General features: G+C 29.0%; 29 protein-coding genes. 7 read left to right on the forward strand and 22 right to left on the reverse strand.

Going from position 1 to position 24,368, the window contains the following annotated elements; genetic code table 11:
- Nucleotides 1-133: 133 nt before the first annotated feature.
- The 12 genes from HF520_RS10905 to HF520_RS10960 all read right to left on the reverse strand — a co-directional run bounded on the left by HF520_RS10905 (nucleotide 134) and on the right by HF520_RS10960 (nucleotide 9,160).
- Complete coding sequence (locus HF520_RS10905; RefSeq protein WP_168574057.1) at nucleotides 134-634, reverse strand: gamma carbonic anhydrase family protein; 501 nt, start codon at nucleotides 632-634, stop codon at nucleotides 134-136.
- Nucleotides 635-640: 6 nt separating this feature from the next.
- Nucleotides 641-2,014, reverse strand: a complete 1,374-nt coding sequence (gene scfB, locus HF520_RS10910) for a thioether cross-link-forming SCIFF peptide maturase (protein WP_168574058.1) — start codon at nucleotides 2,012-2,014, stop codon at nucleotides 641-643.
- Between the two features lie 278 nt (nucleotides 2,015-2,292).
- Nucleotides 2,293-2,436 carry a six-cysteine ranthipeptide SCIFF gene (gene scfA / locus HF520_RS10915; protein ID WP_168574059.1) on the reverse strand — a complete coding sequence of 48 codons (144 nt, stop codon included), beginning with the start codon at nucleotides 2,434-2,436 and terminating at the stop codon, nucleotides 2,293-2,295.
- 65 nt (nucleotides 2,437-2,501) lie between these two features.
- The gene (locus HF520_RS10920) at nucleotides 2,502-2,864 is read right to left on the reverse strand and encodes a TIGR04086 family membrane protein (protein WP_168574060.1); all 363 of its coding nucleotides are present in this window, start codon (nucleotides 2,862-2,864) and stop codon (nucleotides 2,502-2,504) included.
- 58 nt (nucleotides 2,865-2,922) lie between these two features.
- A complete protein-coding gene (gene yajC / locus HF520_RS10925; RefSeq protein WP_168574061.1) occupies nucleotides 2,923-3,201 on the reverse strand; it encodes a preprotein translocase subunit YajC in 279 nt (92 codons plus the stop codon).
- Nucleotides 3,202-3,261: 60 nt separating this feature from the next.
- Entirely contained in the window at nucleotides 3,262-4,383 is a 1,122-nt protein-coding gene (tgt, locus tag HF520_RS10930; protein WP_168574062.1) for a tRNA guanosine(34) transglycosylase Tgt, read from the reverse strand.
- A gap of 36 nt (nucleotides 4,384-4,419) precedes the next feature.
- Entirely contained in the window at nucleotides 4,420-4,995 is a 576-nt protein-coding gene (locus tag HF520_RS10935) for a phosphate-starvation-inducible PsiE family protein (RefSeq protein WP_243155146.1), read from the reverse strand.
- Between the two features lie 9 nt (nucleotides 4,996-5,004).
- Entirely contained in the window at nucleotides 5,005-6,030 is a 1,026-nt protein-coding gene (queA, locus tag HF520_RS10940) for a tRNA preQ1(34) S-adenosylmethionine ribosyltransferase-isomerase QueA (protein WP_168574063.1), read from the reverse strand.
- Nucleotides 6,031-6,117: 87 nt separating this feature from the next.
- Complete coding sequence (gene ruvB / locus HF520_RS10945) at nucleotides 6,118-7,134, reverse strand: Holliday junction branch migration DNA helicase RuvB (RefSeq protein WP_168574064.1); 1,017 nt, start codon at nucleotides 7,132-7,134, stop codon at nucleotides 6,118-6,120.
- 16 nt (nucleotides 7,135-7,150) lie between these two features.
- Nucleotides 7,151-7,753, reverse strand: a complete 603-nt coding sequence (ruvA, locus tag HF520_RS10950) for a Holliday junction branch migration protein RuvA (protein ID WP_168574065.1) — start codon at nucleotides 7,751-7,753, stop codon at nucleotides 7,151-7,153.
- The gene (ruvC, locus tag HF520_RS10955; protein ID WP_168574066.1) at nucleotides 7,746-8,258 is read right to left on the reverse strand and encodes a crossover junction endodeoxyribonuclease RuvC; all 513 of its coding nucleotides are present in this window, start codon (nucleotides 8,256-8,258) and stop codon (nucleotides 7,746-7,748) included. Before ruvC ends, ruvA begins: the two co-directional genes overlap by 8 nt.
- Before the next feature lie 290 nt (nucleotides 8,259-8,548).
- The gene (locus HF520_RS10960; RefSeq protein WP_168574067.1) at nucleotides 8,549-9,160 is read right to left on the reverse strand and encodes a BofC C-terminal domain-containing protein; all 612 of its coding nucleotides are present in this window, start codon (nucleotides 9,158-9,160) and stop codon (nucleotides 8,549-8,551) included.
- A 165-nt stretch (nucleotides 9,161-9,325) separates the two neighbouring features.
- Between HF520_RS10960 and HF520_RS10965 the strand changes: the two genes are divergently transcribed.
- From HF520_RS10965 to HF520_RS10980, 4 genes are all read left to right on the forward strand, one after another.
- Nucleotides 9,326-9,652 carry a hypothetical protein gene (locus tag HF520_RS10965; RefSeq protein WP_168574068.1) on the forward strand — a complete coding sequence of 109 codons (327 nt, stop codon included), beginning with the start codon at nucleotides 9,326-9,328 and terminating at the stop codon, nucleotides 9,650-9,652.
- A gap of 150 nt (nucleotides 9,653-9,802) precedes the next feature.
- Nucleotides 9,803-10,126: a DUF1540 domain-containing protein gene (locus tag HF520_RS10970; protein WP_168574069.1), complete on the forward strand. Its 324-nt coding sequence runs from the start codon at nucleotides 9,803-9,805 to the stop codon at nucleotides 10,124-10,126.
- A 374-nt stretch (nucleotides 10,127-10,500) separates the two neighbouring features.
- Nucleotides 10,501-11,160 (forward strand): YczE/YyaS/YitT family protein, encoded by a 660-nt coding sequence (locus HF520_RS10975; RefSeq protein WP_168574070.1) that lies wholly within the window; start codon nucleotides 10,501-10,503, stop codon nucleotides 11,158-11,160.
- 176 nt (nucleotides 11,161-11,336) lie between these two features.
- Nucleotides 11,337-12,275 carry a polysaccharide deacetylase family protein gene (locus HF520_RS10980; protein WP_207710997.1) on the forward strand — a complete coding sequence of 313 codons (939 nt, stop codon included), beginning with the start codon at nucleotides 11,337-11,339 and terminating at the stop codon, nucleotides 12,273-12,275.
- 74 nt (nucleotides 12,276-12,349) lie between these two features.
- Here HF520_RS10980 and HF520_RS10985 read toward each other — a convergent pair whose 3' ends face one another.
- The 5 genes from HF520_RS10985 to nadE form a co-directional block, all read right to left on the reverse strand.
- Nucleotides 12,350-12,841, reverse strand: coding sequence for a fascin domain-containing protein (locus tag HF520_RS10985; RefSeq protein WP_168574072.1), 492 nt, complete (start codon nucleotides 12,839-12,841; stop codon nucleotides 12,350-12,352).
- A gap of 185 nt (nucleotides 12,842-13,026) precedes the next feature.
- Entirely contained in the window at nucleotides 13,027-14,445 is a 1,419-nt protein-coding gene (locus tag HF520_RS10990; protein WP_168574073.1) for an MFS transporter, read from the reverse strand.
- Between the two features lie 453 nt (nucleotides 14,446-14,898).
- Nucleotides 14,899-16,317, reverse strand: a complete 1,419-nt coding sequence (locus tag HF520_RS10995) for an MFS transporter (protein ID WP_168574074.1) — start codon at nucleotides 16,315-16,317, stop codon at nucleotides 14,899-14,901.
- Nucleotides 16,318-16,795: 478 nt separating this feature from the next.
- Nucleotides 16,796-17,518 carry a YebC/PmpR family DNA-binding transcriptional regulator gene (locus HF520_RS11000; protein ID WP_168574075.1) on the reverse strand — a complete coding sequence of 241 codons (723 nt, stop codon included), beginning with the start codon at nucleotides 17,516-17,518 and terminating at the stop codon, nucleotides 16,796-16,798.
- Between the two features lie 62 nt (nucleotides 17,519-17,580).
- Nucleotides 17,581-18,351 carry an NAD(+) synthase gene (gene nadE / locus HF520_RS11005; RefSeq protein WP_168574076.1) on the reverse strand — a complete coding sequence of 257 codons (771 nt, stop codon included), beginning with the start codon at nucleotides 18,349-18,351 and terminating at the stop codon, nucleotides 17,581-17,583.
- A gap of 194 nt (nucleotides 18,352-18,545) precedes the next feature.
- Here nadE and HF520_RS11010 point away from each other — a divergent pair, with 194 nt between their 5' ends.
- Together HF520_RS11010 and HF520_RS11015 are read left to right on the forward strand one after the other, a co-directional pair.
- Complete coding sequence (locus tag HF520_RS11010) at nucleotides 18,546-18,923, forward strand: sulfite exporter TauE/SafE family protein (protein WP_330586248.1); 378 nt, start codon at nucleotides 18,546-18,548, stop codon at nucleotides 18,921-18,923.
- Nucleotides 18,923-19,297: a sulfite exporter TauE/SafE family protein gene (locus HF520_RS11015; RefSeq protein ID WP_168574077.1), complete on the forward strand. Its 375-nt coding sequence runs from the start codon at nucleotides 18,923-18,925 to the stop codon at nucleotides 19,295-19,297. Before HF520_RS11010 ends, HF520_RS11015 begins: the two co-directional genes overlap by 1 nt.
- Nucleotides 19,298-19,368: 71 nt before the next feature.
- Here the strand turns inward: HF520_RS11015 and HF520_RS11020 are convergent, their stop codons facing one another.
- The 5 genes from HF520_RS11020 to hflX form a co-directional block, all read right to left on the reverse strand.
- A complete protein-coding gene (locus tag HF520_RS11020) occupies nucleotides 19,369-20,442 on the reverse strand; it encodes a helix-turn-helix domain-containing protein (RefSeq protein ID WP_168574078.1) in 1,074 nt (357 codons plus the stop codon).
- A 228-nt stretch (nucleotides 20,443-20,670) separates the two neighbouring features.
- Nucleotides 20,671-21,315, reverse strand: a complete 645-nt coding sequence (locus HF520_RS11025) for a YigZ family protein (protein WP_168574079.1) — start codon at nucleotides 21,313-21,315, stop codon at nucleotides 20,671-20,673.
- Nucleotides 21,316-21,444: 129 nt separating this feature from the next.
- On the reverse strand, nucleotides 21,445-21,894 hold the full coding sequence (locus HF520_RS11030; RefSeq protein ID WP_168574080.1) for an NUDIX hydrolase: 450 nt from the start codon (nucleotides 21,892-21,894) through the stop codon (nucleotides 21,445-21,447).
- Between the two features lie 75 nt (nucleotides 21,895-21,969).
- Nucleotides 21,970-22,638 carry a HEAT repeat domain-containing protein gene (locus tag HF520_RS11035; protein WP_168574081.1) on the reverse strand — a complete coding sequence of 223 codons (669 nt, stop codon included), beginning with the start codon at nucleotides 22,636-22,638 and terminating at the stop codon, nucleotides 21,970-21,972.
- Between the two features lie 8 nt (nucleotides 22,639-22,646).
- A complete protein-coding gene (hflX, locus tag HF520_RS11040) occupies nucleotides 22,647-23,930 on the reverse strand; it encodes a GTPase HflX (protein WP_168574082.1) in 1,284 nt (427 codons plus the stop codon).
- Nucleotides 23,931-24,095: 165 nt separating this feature from the next.
- Between hflX and HF520_RS11045 the strand changes: the two genes are divergently transcribed.
- Complete coding sequence (locus HF520_RS11045) at nucleotides 24,096-24,359, forward strand: cysteine-rich small domain-containing protein (protein ID WP_168574083.1); 264 nt, start codon at nucleotides 24,096-24,098, stop codon at nucleotides 24,357-24,359.
- The last annotated feature ends 9 nt before the right edge of the window (nucleotides 24,360-24,368 follow it).

Genomic DNA, 24,368 nt, shown 5'->3' on the forward strand with positions numbered 1-24,368 from the left:
AGCTAATCCTCAGGGCTAAATGGAAATATTTATTTTATAGCCATTTGCAGCATCATTTCGCTGCATGGATAGAAAATAAATATTCCAAAAAGCCCGGTATTAGTCAAATCTCCCCTAAGCAAGCCACTAAACTTTATTTATGTTTATTAGCATTTTCAACATAATTTAATGCTGATTTTGTTATACTTTCTTTTTCTTCATCTGAAAGCTCTCTAATAACTTTCGCAGGAGAACCCATTGCAAGCACTCCAGAAGGAATTTTTTTACCTGGAGGAACTAAACTACCTGCACCAAGTAAGGTAAACTCCCCTATCTCGGCTCCATCTAATACTATAGCTCCCATACCTATTAAAGTATTATCTCCAATTTTGCATCCATGCACTAAGGCTTTATGACCTACTGTTACATTGTTTCCAATAGTAGTAGGCTCATCCCATCCAGTATGTACTACAGATCCATCTTGAATATTTGTGTTTTCACCTATTACTATAGGTTGTTCATCACCTCTAATAACTACGTTATACCATATACTTGCATTCTTTTTTATTTTTACTTCGCCTATTATATCAGCACTCTCTGCTACGAATACAGACTCATCAATGCTTGGGTCAATTCCATTGAAACTTTTTATCATGGGTTATTACTTCCCTTCTAACATTTTTTTCGCTTGTATCATTATAGAACATTCAGTACGTTTCTTTTGCATTTCACATCCAAGGTCATATGGCTTCATTATATCACCATTGAAGTTCATAGCATTTGCATGACATCCACCTGAACAGTAGAACTTATTCCAGCAGTTCATACATTCTTCTTTGCTATAAACGTGAGCATCTCTAAACTTGTTAGTTATATCTAAAGGAAGAACAACTTCTTCATCCATTATATTAGCTAACTTATACTCTTCATTTCCAACAAATTGGTGACAAGGATATATATCTCCTCCTGGAGTTATAGCTAAGTATTCATTACCTGCTCCACATCCAGTTATTCTCTTTATTACACAAGGACCTTGATTTAAGTCTATTATAAAGTGGAAGAATTTAAAGTCATCACCTTTAACTTGCATATCAGCATATTTAACAGCTAACTTTTCATATTCTTCAAATACCTTTGGTAAATCCTCTTCTCTTAATGCAAATGGATTAGACTCATCATCAACAACAGGCTCTATTGACGTTAATTTAAATCCTTGCTCTGCAAAGTACATAACATCCTCTGCAAAATCTAAGTTTTCTCTTGTAAATGTTCCTCTTATATAATAGTATTTATCTTTTGGTCTTTCATCTACAAGTTTCTTAAACTTAGGTAATATTATGTCATGACTTCCTTTATCATTTAAAGTTGGTCTCATATTATCATTTACAGATTTTCTTCCATCTAAACTTAAAACTGCATTATGCATATTTTCATTTATATATTTAATCTTTTCATCATCTAATAAAATACCGTTAGTAGTTATAGTAAATCTTATATTCTTACCATGTTCCTTTTCTACACTTCTTCCATACTCAACTAATTGTTTAACTACATCAAAGTTCATTAAAGGCTCTCCACCAAAGAAGTCTATTTCTAAGTTTCTTCTATTTCCAGAGTTAGCTATTAAATAATCTATAGCTTTTTTACCAACTTCAAAACTCATTAATTCTTTAGTTCCACCGAAATCACCTTGAGCAGCAAAGCAGTATTTACATTTTAAGTTACAATCATGAGCAACGTGTAAACACATAGCTTTAACAACTTTTTTTCTATCTATAAAGCTAGGATGAGTACTATAAACCTCTTCAGTATAAAGAAGACCTTCTTCTTCTAAATTAGCTATTTCATCACAAGCCTCTAAAACTTGCTCAGCACTATACTCATTCTTTAAAACTTCAACTATCTCTTCCTTAGACTTTTCTTTATAAAAATCTAAAACTCTGTAAGCCACATCATCTAAAACATGAACGGCTCCACCATTTACATCAAGAACGATATTATAACCATTCATTGAAAACTTATGTATCATACTCATTACAAAACTCCTCCTAAAAAATTCGCTTTTGCTTTTCCAATTTATATGTAAAAATATCACACTCAATTGTCAAAACTCGCTAATCTATACAATCAACACATTTTTCACTCATTGGCATCTAACACCAATACCTATTATATATCTTATATAAAATCTAATCAATATCATTACTCTATAACGAAAAAAGAGTTATCTCAAAATGATAAATACCACCGAGACAACTCCTATAAATTCACATCCACGACCATTCGTGGCCTACGATCAAATACAAAATTTAACTATCTTTCGCACTCTTGGTTAGCTACTGTACAAGAAGTTTTACAAGCAGATTGACAAGATGTTTGACATTCTCCACATCCACCTTTAGCAGCACTATTCTTTAATGTAGCTTGAGATAAAGTTTTTATATGTTTCTTTTCCATCTTAAATTACCTCCTTATTTATGAATCTTCATTGATTATAACATAATTTGTTCCTTTTGTGGAACTTATTTGAAGTTAACACCTATAACTCCACCAATTCCACCAGATAATGTTGTCAAGAAAACTTTATATAGCATGTCAGTTTCAAAATTAAACTTTTCTTGAGCTAAGTAAACTATTGCTATAAGACATACTATGTACAATAAACCAACTATTAACCCATATATAAGCCCTTTTTCTTTTATGTGTTTTGATGCATAAAATCCACCAAAAGCTGCTGATATAGTTGTTATAAATGCAGTAACCATATGAATGCTGTTTCCTGATACTGTTGTAAATGTTAGTATCAAGTTATAGATAAGTAAAACTGCCAATGTAATTATATAAGAGTAACCTAACCCTTTTAAAACATAATTCGTTTTATCCATAGCAAAACCTCCCCTCGAAGAATATATATTCAAGGGAAGGTTTAAAAATTACTATTTATTAAGCTTGTACTTCTTTTGATTCAACAGTTCCTATAGCCCACTTTTCAAATGGTACCTTAGTTCTGTTAGGTCCGATTTCTAATATTACAGAATCTTCTTCAACTTTAGCTACGTTAGCTATTATTCCACCTATAGTAGTTACTTTATCTCCTACTTTTAAACTATTTCTCATTTCTTTTAAAGCATTCTCTTTTTTCTTTTGAGGTCTTATAAATAAGAAGTAGAATACAGCGAATATTGCTGCATACATTAATATCACAGTTATCCAGCTTTGCATTTTGATACATCTCCTTTTATATTAAATTTTTAATATAATAAACATTATATATTAAAACAATTATATTTCATAGCCATATTTTTCAAAAAACTCAGCTCTGAAGTCTAATAATCTATCTTCTCTTATGGCTTGTCTTATTTGTTCCATTAACTTTAATAAGAAGTGTAAGTTATGTGTTGTTATAAGTCTAGATGCTAATATTTCGTTAGCCTTAACTAAGTGTCTTATATAAGCTCTAGTATAGTTTTTACAACAATAACAATCACACTCTGGATCAAGTGGTGTAAAATCTTTAGCATACTTAGCATTTCTAACAACAACTTTACCTTGGCTAGTCATTGCTGTACCATTTCTAGCTATACGAGTTGGAAGTACACAGTCAAACATATCTACTCCTCTTATAACACCTTCAACTAAATCATCTGGTGAACCAACTCCCATTAAGTATCTTGGCTTATCTACAGGCATTAATGGTGTAGTATATTCTAATACTTCATACATTAAATGCTTTGGCTCTCCAACACTAAGTCCACCTATAGCATATCCTGGTAAGTCAACAGCTAATACTTCTCTTGCTGATTGCTCTCTTAAATCTTTATACATACCACCTTGGATTATTCCAAATAATGCTTGGTTTTCTGTATTCTTATGTGCTTCTTTACATCTGTGTAACCATCTAGTTGTTCTTTCTAATGATTTTTTTACATAGTCTCTATCTGCTGGGTATGGAGCACATTCATCAAATGCCATCATTATATCTGAACCTAGTGCATTTTGTATCTCCATAGCTTTTTCTGGACTTATAAAATGCTTTGAACCATCTAAGTGAGATCTAAAATGAACTCCCTCTTCAGTTATTTTTCTAAGTGGTCCTAAACTGAATACTTGGAATCCTCCACTATCTGTAAGTATTGGCTTATCCCAATTCATAAACTTATGAAGTCCACCAGCTTCTTTTATTAATTCGTGTCCTGGTCTCATATATAAATGATAAGTATTACTTAATATTATTTGAGATCCTATTTCTTTTAATTCTTCTGGTGTCATTGACTTAACTGTTGCTTGAGTTCCAACAGGCATAAATATTGGTGTTTCTATTACACCGTGTGGAGTGTGTAATCTTCCAAGTCTAGCTCCACTTTGTTTACAAGTTTTAATAAGTTCGTATCTTATTGCGCTCATTTCTTCTCTCCTTAATTTAGTCTTAGAAGAAGTCCATTATAGCTTTTGAGTTTCATCAAGATCATTATTTTCTTTAAATTCTTTTCTTTCAAGCTCTTTTTCTGTGTTGTTTTTAGCTTGCTCTTTTAACATTTTTTCTCTACAAGCTTCACATTCTTCACAGGTCTGTCCTTCTTCGCAATCTTCATAATGTATACTGGTCACATTCATTGTGCTATTGTCATCCGTAAGTAGGTATTTTCTAATAGCAAATAATCCTGCTATTGATATTATACCTAAAAGTAAATCTGCCATTCCAGCTGTTTTCGGAAGTAAAAGTAATTTTCTTGCTATTGCGTATAAAAGTACTTCCAGTAAAGCACCTGGTAAATGAAGGGATAACATTACTACTAATTCTACCCCTATTACTAATAATAATATTTGCCCTAATAAACTATTTAATTGAGAATACTCAACAGGATTTTGAAAATCAACAATGTAAGCATCCCATATCATCCTTAGTACATCTATAGTACCTAGAAATACTGCAAGCAGTACAACCATTGCTAAAATAGATTCAAATACATATGCAATTCTTAGCGATAAGTTATTCTTATCTATACTATTTTTCATTTTATCCCCCTATTTTATAATCATTGCATCTCCAAAACTGAAAAATCTATATTTCTCCTTAACTGCAACGTTATATGCATTTAATACATTCTCTTTTCCAGCTAATGCACTGACTAACATTATTAGTGTAGATTCTGGTAAGTGGAAATTTGTTATAAGCTTATCTACTACTTTAAATTCATATCCTGGGTATATGAATATATTTGTCCAACCACTACCTTCTTTAACTCTATTATCTTCAGTTGCAACGGATTCTATTGTTCTTGAACTAGTAGTTCCTACACAAATAACATTATTGCCATTTTCTTTGGCTTTATTAATTTTATCTGCTGCTTCTTTACTTACAACATAATATTCAGAATGCATCTCATGCTCTAATACATCATCTACCTTAACTGGTCTAAATGTACCCAAACCAACATGTAAGGTAACAAAAGCAATATCAACACCCTTATCTTTTATTTGCTGTAATAGTTCTTCTGTAAAATGAAGACCTGCTGTAGGAGCTGCTGCAGAACCATTATGCTTAGAATAAACAGTTTGGTATCTTTCTCTCTCTTCTAATCTTTCAGTTATATATGGTGGAAGAGGCATATTACCTAATTCATCTAAAATTTCTTCAAAAATCCCTTCATAATGGAATTTTATTATTCTAGAACCTTCCGGTCCCATACCAACTACTTCACCTATTAATTTGCCATTTCCAAAAGAAAACTTAGTTCCTATCTTAGCTCTCTTTCCTGGCTTAACTAAAGATTCCCATGTATCATTTTCATCTCTTTTTAATAATAAAAATTCTATTTTTCCTCCAGTATCAACCTTTTCACCTATAAGTCTAGCTGGTATAACTCTAGTATCATTTAATACTAAACAGTCACCTGGATTTAAATAGTCTATTACATTTTTAAATATCTTATGTTCAATATTTCCGCTTTCTTTATCTAAAACCATTAATCTAGAACTAGATCTATCAAGTATTGGTACTTGAGCAATTAATTCTTCTGGTAAATCGAAATAAAAGTCACTTGTCTTCAATGTTAATAAACTTCCTTTCAAAATTATACTATTTATCTTACAATTACTATTTATAATATCAAAGAATTAGATTTTTTTCTATTAAAATTACTTCTTTGGCATTTCTAAATTAAGATGTTCATAGGCTAGAGGCATTGCAATTCTTCCTCTTGGACCTCTATTTATAAATCCTAATTGAAGTAAGTATGGTTCATACACATCTTCAATAGTATTTCTGTCTTCACCAATAGATGCTGCTAATGTATCTAACCCTACTGGTCCACCTTTAAACTTTTCAATTATTGTTCTAAGTAATTTTTCATCTACGTAATCAAGGCCTAAACTATCTACACCTAAAAGTTCTAATGCTTTATGAGCAACCTCATCAGTTATATTTCCATCTGCTCTAACTTGGGCATAATCTCTAACTCTTTTTAATAATCTATTGGCTATTCTTGGTGTACCTCTAGAACGTCTAGCAATTTCAGTAGCTCCACCTATTTGAATTTCTGCTCCCAAAATTTCTGCTGATCTCATAACTATTTTAGCCAATTCATCTACTGTATAATAGTCAAGCTTACATATAACACCAAATCTATCTCTTAATGGATTTGTAAGCATACCTGCTCTAGTTGTTGCTCCTATTAGAGTAAACTTAGGTAAATCTAATCTTATACTTCTTGCAGACGGGCCTTTACCTATAATTATATCTAAGCAATAATCTTCCATAGCAGGATATAAAACTTCTTCTACACTTCTGTTAATTCTGTGTATTTCATCTATAAATAACACATCATTTTCATTTAAATTTGTAAGTATAGCTGCTAAGTCTCCTGCTCTTTCTATAGCTGGACCTGATGTAATCCTTAAACTAACTCCCATCTCATTAGCAATTATACTTGATAAAGTAGTTTTACCTAGTCCTGGAGGACCATATAAAAGTACATGGTCTAAAGGCTCATTTCTACTTTTTGCTGCTTCTATAAATATGGAAAGTTGCTCCTTTGCTTTTTCCTGTCCTAAATAATCTGATAGAGACTTGGGTCTTAAACTATTTTCTATATCAACATCTTCATTTTGCATTGTAGATGTAATTATCCTATCTTCATCTTCAAAATCAAACATTACTTTTCCCCTTCCTTTATCTTAAACTTTGGCTCATTAAATATGATAAAGATTTTTTTATTATATCTTCAGTATTTAAACCAGTTTTTTTACATTTATCAACAGCTTCTTTTGCTTCCGATGTTGAGTATCCTAGCGCTACTAAGGCATCTACTGCTTCGTCTTGAGATACTGATATTGGAGTTTGAGTTAATAATGTAGGCTCAAATTCTATATTTTGCTTATCAATTTTGTCCTTTAACTCTAGTATTATTCTTTCTGCTGTTTTCTTTCCTACACCTGGGGCTTTAGACATTTTAGTAATATCTTCACTTATGATATAAGCACCTAACTGTTTTGGTGATGCAAAGGATAATATTCCAAGTCCAACTTTTGGACCTATTTTCGATACAGATGTTAATAGTTCAAACATATGTAGTTCTTCTTTAGTCGAAAATCCACACAAGCTCATATCATCTTCTCTTACAATTAGTTTTGTATATATTTTAGCCATATTTCCTAATTGTAAATCCTTTAGTGTATTTGATGATACATTTATTCTATATCCTATATTATTGTTGTCTATTACTATATGGTCTAAGTAAAGTTCTTCTATCGTTCCTTTTATATAACTATACATATTTACTTCCCCCTATATTTTTCAGTGTCTTTTCTAGTCTATTTGAGTGAGCATGACATATTGCTACTGCTAGTGCATCAGCTACGTCATCTGGCTTTGGTACTACTTTTAAGTTTAAAAATGATGTTACCATCTGCTGAACTTGAGCTTTTTGTGCTCTTCCATAACCTACTACTCCTTGCTTTACTTGAAGTGGAGTATATTCATACACAGGCTTTCCATTATGAGCACATGCAAGCATAGTAACTCCTCTCGCTTGAGCTACTGTTATAGCTGTCTTAACATTTTTGTTGAAGAATAACTCTTCTATTCCAACTTCATCTATATTATATTTTTTTATAAGAAGGTTAATCCCTTTATATACAAGTTCTAATCGCTTTAACATATCCATGCCTGCAGGAGTTGTAACTGCACCATAATCTATAACTCTAAACTTATTATTTTTATATTCTATTATTCCATAACCAACTATTGCTATTCCTGGATCTATACCTAAAATTATCATTATAAAATGGATGCCTCCTAATATTCATCATTAAAAATCTATATAATATTAAAACTTATGTTCTTATTTATTATATCATAACTTATATTTTATAACTAATATCTTAGGTAATTCATACTTATAATTGCTATTTCTCTATATAAATAAAATAAGGAACAACTTAAGGCTAAAGATATATTCCAAAGAGAAAATTTTAAATATAAATTCATATACCTTTATATTTCATAAGATAATTTTATATCTATAATTTTCTCCATGGTTATCTTTTTACTTCTAAGTGGTTCCTTATTTTAACTATCCATATCTTCTAACTTACTATATGCCTCATCTTTAGAGCTCACAATAATGCCTTGTTGTAATTCATCTTGTACAGTTCTTGGTAAGGAATCAACTTCTATTTGAGTTTCTTCTACTATACTTTTCTTACCTGTACTATCATATTTATAGATTCCTACATATCCACTATTAATCTCAACTGAATATTTATTAGCTTTAGTTGCATCTACTGAAGAAACATCTTCAGTTTCAGTTAAAACTATTTCATATTTGTTTATACTTTCTACTTCTCTATTTGGATATTTATCATTAAAATATGCTATTATCTCATCTTCTGATTTATCTAACAATTCATCAGGAACTGTGCCAATCATTATTGGAGATGATTTAGTATCGCTATTATCTGAATAAATTGTCTGTAACCATATTTCACAATTTTCATTTAATCCAAAAGCTTCTGTTGTTTTCTCATTCTTATTCGATACTTTACTTGCCATTTTATTTTGTTCCTTAGTATCATTGTCTCTTAACTTCGTGCCTATGTAAATTCCACTACTTAATACCAATATACATACTAAAACTAATGTTGGTATCTTCCAATGAAATGATTTTTTTTCTTCAAACATTTTTATGACCTCCTTTTTATTAAAGATTCTATCCATCTAATACCTTTTTATACATTTGAGGAAAAATAAGTAAATTTGCATAAATATTTTTGTCTCCTTTTCTCTTAAATATTCATATTATAAGGTATCATCTATGTATTTTATTTATATAAAGGAGGTGTTTTTTTGGATACGTCATTTACAAGGTTAATTTATGACAAAATTGAGTTCATTGAATTTAGGCAAAACATACTATTCCTAAAACAACCTCAGCATAAAGCGTCTATTTTTTTTGAATTGCATTTAGATGACTTTTTAAGAATTAGAGACTTTACTAAGAATTTTTCAAAAAGAGTTGTTTTAGGTAATGAGAAACTAACAATTTATGATTATGAAAAAGAGCTTTTTAATATTTGGACTCCTATAAAATCTTATCCATCATCTTCAACATTAGTAGCAAAAGCTTTAATGTCTGAAGATGTATTTAATCAATTATTTCAGTCAAATAACTAAAGAGCTAAATCCTTCTCTTAGTTTAATTAAAAACCATTCTATATTTTCCATGCTAAAAAATATAGAATGGTTATTTCATTTTATTTGATATATTTTTTTATAAATTGGCAATACTTCTTAATGATTAATATATTATTAGGAGGTAATACAATGGCAAAAATAGGATGTAATGTAATTAACTGTTCACATAATGACAGTGGTATATGTTATGCAAATAAAATATCAGTAACTGGTAAGAAAGCTCGTACTAGCAATCATACTTGCTGTAGTTCATTCTTAGATGAATCTACATATAGTACACTAACTAATAATACAAATAATGACGGGCCGTGTAATATGGTTTCTTGCAATGTAAAAACTTGTAATTACAACGCTGGAAATATATGTGCTCTTAACGATATTGCTGTAACATCAAATGTAGGTAGAGCAAATCTATACTCAGAAACATATTGCTCTAGTTTTAAATGCAAATAAATTTAACTACATATATAATTGCATTATTAATTAAATGGCGTTACTTATTTTCTATATAAAAAATAAATAATATCATTTTAAGATAAAATGGCTAACTTCTATTAATAAGAGGTTAGCCATTTTATCTACAGCATAAATTACTTATTAGTAACCTTATATTTAACTTCTCTTTTATTTTCTCTATCTTCAAATTTAAAAACTTCTAATAATAAATCAATATAGAATAACATTTCAATTAAACTTTGCTTATTTTTAAATCAAACCTAATAAGCAAATGCTTATATGTTTTAACACTTGATTATATGCTTTTTAGATGATAGGATATAAATTATAGTTAGTATTAAATTTTATATAAACATAGAAAGGGATTTTAAATGACTAATATATTTGATTTAAAAAGCAAAGAGAATAAGGTCAGAGTATTATTCTATACATTAGGTCTTAGTATAATGGGTCTTGGAATTGCACTAAGTGCCATATCTAACTTTGGAGTTGGACCTTGGGATGCTGTAAATATCGGATTAAGCTATCATATTAACTTATCAGTAGGTACATGTATGAATATAGTAGCTATTTTGAATTTAATAGTAGGTGGTATATTAAATAAAGAATTTCCTAAAATAACACCTATGATAACATCTATTATATTAGGCGGTTTTATAGATTTAGGTCTTTTCGTATTTAGTGATATTAATGTATCTACACCTTTAATGCAGTTTATATTATTTATGATTTCACTTCCAATTATAAGCTTAGGTGTTGCAATTTATTTAGTTTCTAAATTACCTAATACACCATTAGATTATTTTATGCTTGCTATAAAAACTAAGTTTAATTTATCTCTTATGTCTGGTAAAATTGTATCAGAATGTAGCGGATTTATTATAGGTTTTCTTTTAGGCGGTCCAGTTGGTCTTGGAAGTTTAATAATCATATTCACTATAGGACCAATAATGCAATTCTTATATCCTTATAGTGAGTATTTCTTTAATAAACTAATTAATAAGGGCGATATAACTTTATCTAAAAACTAAATATATTTTCAAAGGAATAGCTAAAAGTTTCAAGCTATTCCTTTTTATTGTTTTTATACTAAATAAAGTCTGTAGTTTACAAAATTGTAAGGATTTATACAATAGACCATTTTATGTGTAAAGTATATAATATATATAGTGAGGATTCGACAAATTTATCGAGAGGGGGAAATGATATGAGACAAAAAAATATCTTTAACAACAAAAAAAGAAAAACTAATAATAAAAATAAGATTATTTCAGTTAGTCTTGCTTGTGTAATTGTATTTGCTGGCGTTAAAGTAGTTTCTGCAACTACTAGCTTCTTTAAAGAACAACAAGCAATAAAACAAGAAGAAAAACGTAAAGAAGAAGAAGCTAAAGCTTTAGCTGAAAAAAAGCGTAAAGAAGAAGAAGAAAAGAAAAAATATATGGTTGGCGTAAAAAATGATGCTAAAAAATATACATACGATGCAACTAAGGTTGCTAAAAAATTAGCTTCATATGATTATTCTAACAATGGTGAAAAAGTTGTATTCTTAACTTTCGATGATGGAACTTCTACTACTGTTACTCCTGAAGTATTAAGAATACTAGAAGAAAATGATGTACATGCTACTTTCTTTGTAACTGGTCAAAATATTGAAAGAGGTGGAGAAAAAGCAAAAGAATTGCTAAAAGAGGAGTTAAATAGGGGACATGCTATAGCTAATCACTCTTGGTCACATGATTATAAATATCTTTATCCAGGTAGAACTCTAAATTTAGATAACTTCCTTGCTGACTTTAAGAAAACAGATGATTTATTAAAGGAAACTCTTGGAAAGTACTTCTCAACTAGAGTAATAAGATGTCCAGGTGGACATATGTCTTGGAAGGGTATGGATGCTTTAGATAGCTATTTAGACGAAAATAAAATGGCTTCAATAGATTGGAATGCATTAAATAAAGATGCTGAAGGTTCAAGAAAAAATGCAGATCAATTAGTTCAAGAAGCTATAAAAACATCTGAAGGTAAAGAAATGGTAGTATTATTAATGCATGATACTTACGGAAAAGAAGAAACTGCTAAAGCACTACCTGAAATAATAAAATACTTTAAAGACAACGGATATGAATTTAAAACTTTATCTTAATGTATAAAAATACCTTCAAGCTGTAAAATACATTTACATAGCTTGAAGGTATTTTTATACAATCCATGTAGAGCTTAATAATAGGTAATTGTTCTAAATTTAAATGCAGCATATTCATCTATTTCTTGTACATCAGCTACCAATCTATTATCACTCTCTCTTACTCTTACTCTTAAGTAGCTTCCATTTGGTGCAAGTAGCGCATATTCTACACCATCAACCTTTTCTAATGTGAATACACTTGCCCCTTCATTATTAGTATCTACAACTAAGAATCCATTTTTATCGATTCTTAAAAATCTTCCCCCATGTATTCTTAGCATAATATTATTATCTTCTAATAAGATTAGCATAAATATTTTTCCAGTACTTTGATTTCCTGTAGCATAAAAAAAATCATCAAATCCTATTTCTACAAAATTATTATTGTATACAGATTTTATTTGAACTACATATGCATTATATACAGTATTTTTATAATTTTGGATATTCATATCCTCAGATTGCTGATTATTAATATTATCTTCCATCATATTCGGCATCACGTCATTTCTATACTTTTTCATACTACCCCCTCTAATACAATTAAACTTTATATTATTTTATGATAATTAAGATATAGTTGTTACTAATTATAATTTGGTATTAATTAAAGGTAATAAAATACCTCATTGTCAGAGAAAAATCTAACAATGAGGTATTTTATATTTTATTCAAATTTATATTAAATCATTATTTTTAATCTATGTTTTTATTTAGAATCACGCATTGCTTCTAATTTAAGATTATTTTCATTAACTACTTTTTTACTTAGAGGATAAGCAAACATTAATATTAATCCAACAACTATGTAACAAGCACCTGGGAATAAAGTTGCTAATGAATAAATTCCATCTGTTGTAGCTGTTGTCTGAGTCGCTGCCGCTGAGTTATACCCTATAAATGTTAAGGCAAATCCTCCAAGACCTCCAGCTAAAGCTTGTCCTACTTTTCTAGAGAAAGAATAAACTCCATATATTGTTCCATCATCTCTTTTTCCAGTAAGTATTTCATTATAGTCTATTATGTCAGTTATATTTGCCCATATAAGCATATTAAATACAGTAGTAAACAATGTTGCTAAAGTATACATTCCTACATATATCCATGGGTTTGTTATTTTAGCTACATAACATCCTATATATATTATACCTCCAATAATCATAGATATCATAGATACTTCTTTTTTACCAAATTTATCTGATACTTTTACTATAACTGCTGCAAGTGTTAAGTTTATTGGTAAACCAAGCATATTTAATACAGATAATGAGTTTACATCTTTAAAGTAATCAGCAAATAAGTAATTATTTATAGTTTGTGTCATTAACGAACTAAGAAGTAATACTATTGCTGCTCCTATTATTGCTAGTAAAGCTTTATTTTTTGCTATTATTCCAAGATTTTTAACTATAGAAACCTTTTCCTTTTTATCATCATTTACAAATTTAACACGTTCTGTAGTAAGTTTAAAACATAATATATAACATATAAATGCACATATTGAGAATATTCCAGCAATCATAGTAAATTTTTCTGGACTTACAAGTTGATTTCCATTAGCATCTGCATAATATATAACTTGAGGTGCTATAGTTCCTATAATAACACTAGCAAAACTTCCACCTAAACTTCTCCAAGTTGAAAGTGATGCTCTCTCTTTTGGATCATTAGTAATAGCTGATGCCATTGAACCATAAGGTATATTTATTGCTGTATAAAAAACAGATCCCCATAATAGATAAGTAACGAACATTATAATTGTCTTCACAGTCATGGAAGCGTTTGCCAAACTAGACTGATACATTAAGAAACTCATGATAGACACTGGTCCTGCCATTCTTTTTATCCATGGTTTAAATTTACCATCTTTTGTAGGCTTGGCTTTATCTGCTATAACTCCCATTGTTATATCTGAACAAGCATCTACACATCTTGCTACTAAAAATAATACACCCACTAAAGATGTACTAACACCCCATACTTTTGTATAGAATATCATTAAGAACATACTTGCAAAAATAAACGAGAAATCGTTTCCTAAATCCCCAAGTAAATAACCTGCTTTGTCTCTTAGACCAAAAGGTCTTACATTTTCAGACTCTAAATTTTTTAACCCTTTTGAACTCATATCTTTCCTCCTATTTTTTTAAATCCCAATTTGATTAATTATTTTTTATGACTCCTGTGTTATTTTAATAACAATATAATTCTAGCATACTTGTATATCTACTGTAATAATTATATTTATTTTTTTTATTAAATTTTTTTTAATTATATCATTAAATTAATATCGTATAATTTCGTCATTTTTTATATTTTTTTTCGTTTTTGTAACAGCAATAAATTTCATATAATATATATATTCCATCAAATTTTCATAATATTTTCCCATACCATTATATTATGATATATAAAAAAGACACCTCTAGTTATTCAATATAGATTTATCTATACATCATAACTAAAGGTGTTTTTATTTATCTTAACATTCTAAATATATTTCATTATATTTTTCATAATAATTATAGTTTTCACAATTATTTCAAATTTATATTAAATCATTATTTTTTAATCTATATTTTTATTTAGAACTACGCATTGCTTCTAATTTAAGATTATTTTCATTAACTACTTTTTTACTTAAAGGATAAGCAAACATTAATATTAATCCAACAACTATATAACAAACACCTGGGAATAAAGTTGCTAATGCATAAATTCCATCTGTTGTAGCTGTTGTCTGAGTCGCTGCCATTGAGTTATATCCTATAAATGTTAAGGCAAATCCTCCAAGTCCTCCAGCTAAAGCTTGTCCTAATTTTCTAGAGAAAGAATAAACTCCATATATTGTTCCATCATCTCTTTTTCCAGTAAGTATCTCATTATAATCTATTATGTCAGTTATTTTAGCCCATATAAGCATATTAAATACATTCATGAACAATGTTGTTAAAGTATATATTGCTACATATACCCATGGATTTGTTATTTTAGCTATATAACATCCTATAAATATTGCTCCTGTGATAAGCATAGATATCATAGATACTTCTTTTTTACCAAATTTGCCTGCTATTTTTACTATTACTGCTGCAAGCATTAAGTTTACTGGTAAACCAACCATACTTAAAGTAGATAATGCGTTTATATTTTTAAAGTAGTCAGCAAATAAATAAGCGTTTATAGTTTGTGTCATTAACGAACTAAGAAGTAGTACTATTGCAGCTCCTATTATTGCTAATAAAGCTTTATTTTTTACTATTATTCCAAGATTTTTTACTATGGAAACCTTTTCCTTTTTGTCATCATTTTCAAACTTAACACGCTCTGTTGTAAGTTTAAAACATAACATATAACATATAAATGCGCATATTGAGAATATTCCAGCAATCATAGTGAATTTTTCTGGATTTACTAGTTGATTTCCATTAGCATCTGCATAATATATAACTTGAGGTGCTATAGTTCCTATAATAACCCCTGCGAAACTTGCCCCTAAACTTCTCCAAGTTGAAAGAGATGCTCTCTCCTTTGGATCATTAGTAATAGCTGATGCCATTGAACCATAAGGTATATTTATTGCTGTATAACAAATAGATCCCCATAATATATAAGTAGCGAACATTACAATTACTTTTACAGTCATGGAAGCGTTTGCCAGACTGTGTTGATACATTAAGAAACTTATAAGAGCTACTGGTCCTGACATTCTTTTTATCCAAGGTTTAAATTTACCATCTTTTGTAGGCTTTGATTTATCTGCTATAACTCCCATTGTTATATCTGAACAACCATCTACAAATCTTGCTACTAAAAATAACACACCAACTAAAGATGCACTAACACCCCATACTTTTGTATAGAATATCATTAAGAACATACTTGCAAAAATAAATGTGAAATCGTTTCCTAAGTCCCCAAGTAAATAACCTGCTTTGTCTCTTAACCCAAAAGGTCTTACATTTTCAAATTCTAAATTTTTTGATGTGTTTGAAATCATATCTTTCCCCCTATTTTTTAAATTCAAATTTGATAAACTATTTTTTATAACTTCTATGTTATTTTAGTAACAATATAATTCTAGCATACTTGTATATGTATATGGAATCATTATATTTATTTTTTTTATTAAATTTTTTTTAATTATATTATTAAATTAATATCGTACATTTTCGTCAATTACTGTATATTTTTTCGTTTTAATTACAACAATAAATTCCATATAATATATATATTCCGTCAATTTTTTATAACTTTTTTACCTATAAATATATTCTCTATAAACAAAAACACCTCTAATTAATCAATATAGATTCTCTATACATCATAATTAAAGGTGTTTTTATTTATCTTAAAACTCTAAATGTATTTCATTACATTTTCATATAAAATATAAGATGTTTGTCATAACAATCGTAACTTTTTATATTTACAAAACATAAAAATTATAACCATTGGTACAACTTAACTTTGAATGACTATTCGTTTATTTCCCAGTTATGGTAAACATTTTGAACATCGTCATCATCTTCTAACATATCAACTAATTTGTTCATCATCTTTAATTGAGTTTCATCTGTTAATTCTGTAGTAGTTTGAGGTATTAACTTAACATCTGCAGATATAAATTCATATCCTTTGGCTGCTAATTCATCTCTTACTGCTGCAAAATCTTCCGGGGCAGTTACAACTTCATATCCATCTTCTTCAACTATAAAGTCTTCAGCTCCAGCTTCTAAAGCAACTTCCATTAATTCATCTTCAGAAACTTCATCGTTAGCTTCTATTAGTATTTGTCCTTTGTTATCGAACATGAATGATACACATCCACTTGTACCTAAGTTACCACCGTTCTTATCGAAGTAGTATCTAACATTACCAGCAGTTCTATTTTTGTTATCAGTTAAAGCTTCAACTATAACTGCAACTCCACCTGGCCCGTATCCTTCATAAACTATAGTTTCATAGTTTTCGTTAGCTCCACCGCCTGCACCTTTTGCGATAGCTCTTTCTAAGTTATCATTAGGCATGTTGTCAGCTTTAGCTTTTTCTATAGCAGTTTTTAACGCTGCATTGTATTCTGGATCTGGTCCACCTTCTTTAGCTGCAACAGCTATTGCTCTAGCATGTTTAGTAAATATTTTCGCTCTCTTAGCGTCTTGCTTACCTTTTCTATTAATTATGTTTCCTATACGTCCCATAATTTCACTCCTTAAATGTAATTTACTTTATAAATTTTATCACAAATAACTATTTTCGTAAATTAGAACTTAGGTGGTGCCGGTGCCACAGCCCTTTTATGAGCACTTATTCTATGTAACCTTTCAATTATTTCTAAGTCTTTTTGTGGAACCTCATCTAATCTACCTTCTACCACTGCATCTATCATCTTGTATGTCGTTCCCATTTCTTGTTCATCAGTTTGACCTTCCCAAAGTCCTGCTGATGGTGCTTTATTTATTATATCTTCATGAACACCTAATACTTTAGCCCATTCATATACTTCTGCCTTTGTTATGTTAGCTATTGGTATTAAGTCAACTCCACCATCTCCATACTTTGTAAAGTATCCAGTATAAACTTCTGCTGCGTTATCAGTTCCAACTACTAAATAGTTTAAATTATTAGCTACAGTATATATTGTACTCATTCTAACTCTTGCTCTTAAGTTTGCATCTGATATAGTTTTATTGTTCTCATTATATACATCTATACTTTGTAATTGTCCAATTACCTTATCTAATATACCAACTTGTTGTTCTGTTAAATCTAATTCTATATGCTTTATTTGACATCCATTTATAACTTTTAAAGCATCCTCTTTATCTTGAGGATTACTATTTATCTCCATTATTACCCCTATAGAATTATCTGGGAAAGCTTTCTTTATAAGATAAGCAACTACTGCTGAATCTATTCCTCCTGAAACCCCTACTGCTAATCCCTTACAATTAGTTTCCTTTACTTTTTCTCTAAGCCATTCAACGGTTTTATCTATTTTTATCTCTATGTCTGTTTTTAAACTAGCTTCCATTTGACTTTTCCTCCCTATATTTTCATATGATTTAATTATATCACAGAAATTTTAATGTTTTACCATTATATAGCATTCTATGTAGTCGTCTCATTATTTTTATAGTATTTTTTAAATAAACTTTATATCTCTAAGTTTTCCCATTCTTACATAAATAAATTTAACTTTTATGTACAAACTAATCTCTAAGGACGGTGATAATTATAAAAAATAAATACTTTAATTTCAATATAAAAAATACTATTATTGGTCTATTTACTGGCTTTATAAATGGAGTATTTGGCTCTGGAGGAGGTACCCTTTTAGTACCTATACTAAATAATATTTTAAAGGTTGAAGAACATAAGTCCCACGCTACAGCCCTTGCAATAATAATTTTTCTATCAGCTACAAGCTCTGTTATATATATATCAAGAGGTACTTATGATGTTAAGTTAACTATTCAAGCTGCTATAGGTAGTATAATTGGAGGAATTATTGGTGCAAAATTACTATGCAAGGTCACTGGGAGATTCCTTAGAATCTCATTTGGTGTTATTATGATTATTGCAGCCTTAAGGATGGTGTTTTAATGTTAATAGGAATAATCGGTTTTTTTGCAGGAATAATTGGTGGTATGGGCATGGGTGGTGGAACAATTTTAATACCAACTTTAATACTTTTTGCATCTATAGATCCTAAAATAGCTCAAAGTGTTAATTTAATCTCCTCTATACCAATGACTATATTTGCTCTTATAATACATATAAAAAATAAAAATGTAGAGTTCAAATTAGTTGCTCCTATAGCTATATTTGGAGTAATTGCAGCCATATTTGGTTCATTTTTAGCTAATTACTTAAGCTCAGAAATTTTAAGAAAAGTATTTGGTATTTTCTTGCTTTCGGTTGGTTCTTATGAAGTTTATAAAGGATATAAATCACCAAAAAAAGGATGCCAAAAGTAAAATCTAATTATTCTTAAAATAAAAGGTGTGTTAAGTTAATTTTAAATAATTACTTAATACACCTTACTATTTTATTTTATTTGTTCTAATTTTTTTACTATCTCTTTATATCGTTCTTCATGTTTTATAAAGTTATATCTTTCATCTTCTATTAATAATCTCTTTAAACTTAAAAGAAAATAGTCTTTGGAGTGCACTCCCTCAAACAACTCTATTCCATCAAATAATAGATGCTCTTTTAAATCATATCCATTAATTAAATAACTTACATTATTTAATATGACTTCAATATAGTCTAATGTTTTTTCTATGTTATTTTCCTTAGCATAAATATCTGCATACATCATATTTATACTAACATCATATAGTTCTTCTACATCAAAAGTCTTTGCTACTTTTATCTTTAAATCTAAAATCTCCTTTACCTTAAGATAATCATCATCTTTATATGCTAAAGTAATATAACTATCTAAACATGTCATTATATTACTTATTCTCTTATAAGTTAAATTTCTTAAAGTAGTTTTTGCTTTTTCATATTTATTTTGATTAATATATAGTCCAATTAATAAATCATCTCTATCCATGTTTACCTTAGGTAAACTTAATAAAGCTTCTTCTGCTTTATCATACTGATTCTTCATAGTATATAAAGTACTTAAAACATATTTTGAAGTTTCACTTATTTCCTGCTCTTCACTATTTGATGATATTTCAAGTAAGTTTATAGCTTTATCCACCATAATTTCAGATTCTTCTTCATTCTTAGCACTAGGTAATGACATCATGTATAAAGACCCAGTTCTAAACTTTAAAAACATGCTATTTGGATACTTTCTTATATAACTTTCACATAGCTTCATTCCATTTTCTGCACTATCTTTTTCAAACACCCTTGCACATTCTTTCATCAACTTTATTACTTCTTCATTGGATATTTTCATTTCATAATTTAAAAGCTTATCTATAGTAGTATTAAAATATCTAGCAATAGAAGGTAGTATTGTTATATCTGGATAGGAACTTTTACTTTCCCATTTTGATACAGCTGCTACTGATACTCCTACTGCATTTGCTAGATTCTCTTGTGTTACTCCCTTTTCTTTTCTCAATTTATATATAACTTCTCCAATAGATAATTCCATAATATTCTCCTTATAACTCTTCGTATTTTATAAGATCTTATATGTTTATTATATAAGCATATACAAAGCCTTACAATGGAGCCATAGTTAAGTAATAGTTTATTATTTTTTACTATTGGTTAATAATATTTAGCTATAAAAATTATATTTTCTTGATTTAAGAAACTCTAGTAAAACACTTGATATAACTTTCTATAAAATAAAAAAATGACCTTACTATAGGTCATCTTATAATATAATTTGTCCATTTTGCTCTGATAAGTAAAATTCTTCTCCTAATTCTATCCCTGCTGTGGCACTAGTTATATCAACCATCCTTGAAGTCAAAGTTTCAACATCCTCTAATTTTGAATATACTATAATTTCAACATTATCTGCATAAACTGTATCTTTTATAAAATATCCAAGGTTCATTATTTCATTTTGAACTTTACCTAATTGGTTATAATCGATTTTAATTTTAACTTCTTTGTACATTACTTTTTCTATTATCTTAGCTGCTTCAAGACCTATTTTAGCTCCTTTTGTATAAGCTCTAACAAGCCCACCTGCTCCTAATTTTATTCCACCAAAGTATCTAGTAACTACAACTACTACATCTCTTAAATCTTCTTTTTTTATTACTTCTAGTGTGGGAATTCCAGCTGTTCCTTGTGGCTCTCCATCATCACTATATCTTTGTATGTTCATAGTTGGACCTACTGTATAAGCCCATACATTATGTGTTGCGTCTTTATGCTTTTTCTTTATTTCATTTACAAATTCAACTGCTTCTTCTTCTGTTTTTATTGGCTTTGCATAACCTATAAATGTTGATTTCTCTATTATGATTTCATCACTTCCAAAATCATGCAATGTCTTATAACTACTCATAAATTCCTCCTATGTATATTCAGTTTATAAATACCAAATAATTATTTAAAATAAACATAAGTATGGTATTAATTTCTTATCTAGCTACCTAAAAAAGAAAGGGCTTTCACCCTTTCCCTTCATTTATTTTTATTTATAGTTTAATGCAACATTACTATTGTCACAACTACTTTTCTTTATCTCTTTATATTTTTTATATGATATCTCAACCAATGATTTTTCTTTGTTATGTGTTAGTAATTCCAGAGCTTCTTTAACTTTATAAAATCCACCATCTTTAAATTCGTCTCTTCTTATGTAGTCTGTATTTTTAGCTTCCATAACATACCATGATATTGCATTACAAACTTCTTGTTGCCTACTTCTTGAAAAGAATTCATACATAGTATCTCCTGCAACAGCCATAGTAATAGCATCTATTCCTGTTTCATCTTTCACTCTATTAATAGCACTTTCTTGAGCTAGTTCATCATCATGAATTTTTCCTTTAGGAAGTGTCCACTCACCTCTATCATTTTTTAATAAAAGTACCTTATTAGCATAGAATACAACTCCACCAGCACAATGTCTTACTATCATTTTTAAACCCCTCCTAGTTAATTTAACTATTTTTTGGTTCTATCTTTGATAGTTTAAAATTCGCAGTTAATAAATTTAATTATTACCTCCTCCTTCTAAATTATCAATAGCTTCATCATAGGCCCTTAATACATAGTCTTTTTCAAATTGCTTTTTATTCTTCAATTGTCTTAGCATTTTTAAACTTGTTTCATTTCCTATTTTTGACAGTGCCTTTGCACAGTATTGTCTTGTCTGTGCGTTTGTATCATATAGCCCTCTTTGTAGAACTTCTCTACTTTTAGGTGATTCAATTTTTCTTAGTGCTGAATAAGTTATTCTTCTTACATCTGAGTGTCTATGGCTAGTTAGAGGATGAAGTAACCTTAAAAATCTATCATCTTTAAGTTCCCCTGTAGCCCATATGAGAATCATCAGATCTTCAGCATTTCTTTCAATGAGTATTCTTTTATATAGTCTTCTCTTAAAGTCTATCATACTATCTTCTTGTAAATTATTCATAAAAGCAAGCCTTTTATCTTTATTAAGCTCTAGAAATCTATCTAAAACATCTTTAGATGATTCTAATTCATCTTTAAGCATTGCTTTTATTTCTAATTTAGCTTTTATTAGTTGATCGTTAACTTCTGTAGTTGAAATATTTCTAATTTTACTAATTTGAGATACTGTTTTTGATTCTTTATAAAGAAGATAGGTTATAAAATGATCTTCTAATTGGTCTATATTATCCCAACTTATATTCATATTATTACCTACTTTTCTAATATATACTCTTTATACATATTATAATCTTCTTCTTCTAAATTTACATCAACTGTTATTCCAACTTCCCCATATTCAAAGTTTTCTACGTTATATTTATCTTTAATTCTACTAAATATATGTCCTTTATCATAAGGTAATAGAAGGGTTACAGGATATGTATTATTCATTAATGCTTCTTCTATCATATATAATAATTTTTCCATATTTATTCCTTTTTTAGCAGAAATATATACTACATCATCTGTATTTTTAGGATATATATCTAAATCAAGTCTATCTATCTTGTTATAAACAAGAATTGTAGGTTTATCATCAGCTTTTAACTCCTTAAGTACAGATTCTGTTGTTTTCTTTTGTAATTCATAACTACTATTAGTAGCATCAATTACATGTAAAATTAAGTCTGCATATTGGACTTCTTCTAAAGTCGCCTTAAAAGCTTCTACTAAATCATGAGGAAGTTTACTAACAAATCCAACAGTATCTACAACTAAAAACTCTTTTTTATTAGGAAGTAATGCCTTTCTTAAAGTAACATCTAATGTTGCAAATAGCATATCTTTTGCCATAACTTCTTTTTGGGCATCATAGTCTTTGTGTGTCTTTATTAATTCGTTTAATAAAGTAGATTTTCCTGCATTTGTATAACCAACAAGAGCAACAATTGGCATATTAGATTTCATACGCTGTACTCTTTGAGTTTCTCTGTTCTTTTTAACCTCTTTAAGCTCTCTTCTTATGTCTGCTGCCTTATTTAAAATATGTCTTTTATCTACTTCTAATTTTTGTTCCCCTGGTCCTCTTGTACCTATACCAGCACCAGTTCTACTCATTTCTCCACCCATACCATAAAGTCTAGGCAATCTGTATTTTAACTGAGCAAGCTCAACTTGAAGTTTACCTTCTTTGCTTAAAGCTCTTTGTGCAAATATATCTAGTATTAATGTAGTTCTATCAATAACTTTAATACCTACTATCTCCTCTATATTTCTTATATGAGCACCTGATAGTTCATCATTAAAGATTACCATTGTTGCACCTAATGACTCACAGTATGCTCTAAGTTCTTCAACCTTACCTTTTCCTATATAATAAGCTGCATCTCTAGATTGTCTATTTTGAGTTATACTACCTACAACTTCTGCACCAGCAGCCTTTGTTAGCTCTTTTAACTCTTCCATTGATTCATCTATGTCTATATCATCTATTCTTCTTGCTGTAGACGTTATATTTAGCCCAACAAGTAATGCTCTTTCTTTTTTATCTTCCATATAAACACCTCTTTAATCTGTGATTGTGAAATAAATTTCTTTATTATTATACCATTGTTACTATTTTTTAGTATATTATTCTAAAACTTTAGTATAATTATGTTATGGTGAATTATGAGAAATTATATATATTATTATAGATATTTAAAATATGGAGGTAATTTAATGAGTGAAAATTATAAGTTTTTTAATCATAAAGAATGCGAATATTTTCCTTGCCATAAGACAAAGAAACCAGAAGAGTTTAATTGCTTATTCTGCTATTGTCCCTTATATGCTTTAGGTGAAGACTGTGGAGGTAACTATAGTTATAATGAAAGTGGATTTAAAGATTGTAGTAAATGTTTGTTACCTCACAATCCTAAAAATTATGATTATATCATGAGTAGATATAAAGATATTATGAAAATAGCAGCTAAAAAAGATTAGTATCAATTA

The sequence above is a fragment of the Romboutsia sp. CE17 genome (assembly GCF_012317385.1).
Taxonomy (GTDB): domain Bacteria; phylum Bacillota; class Clostridia; order Peptostreptococcales; family Peptostreptococcaceae; genus Romboutsia_E.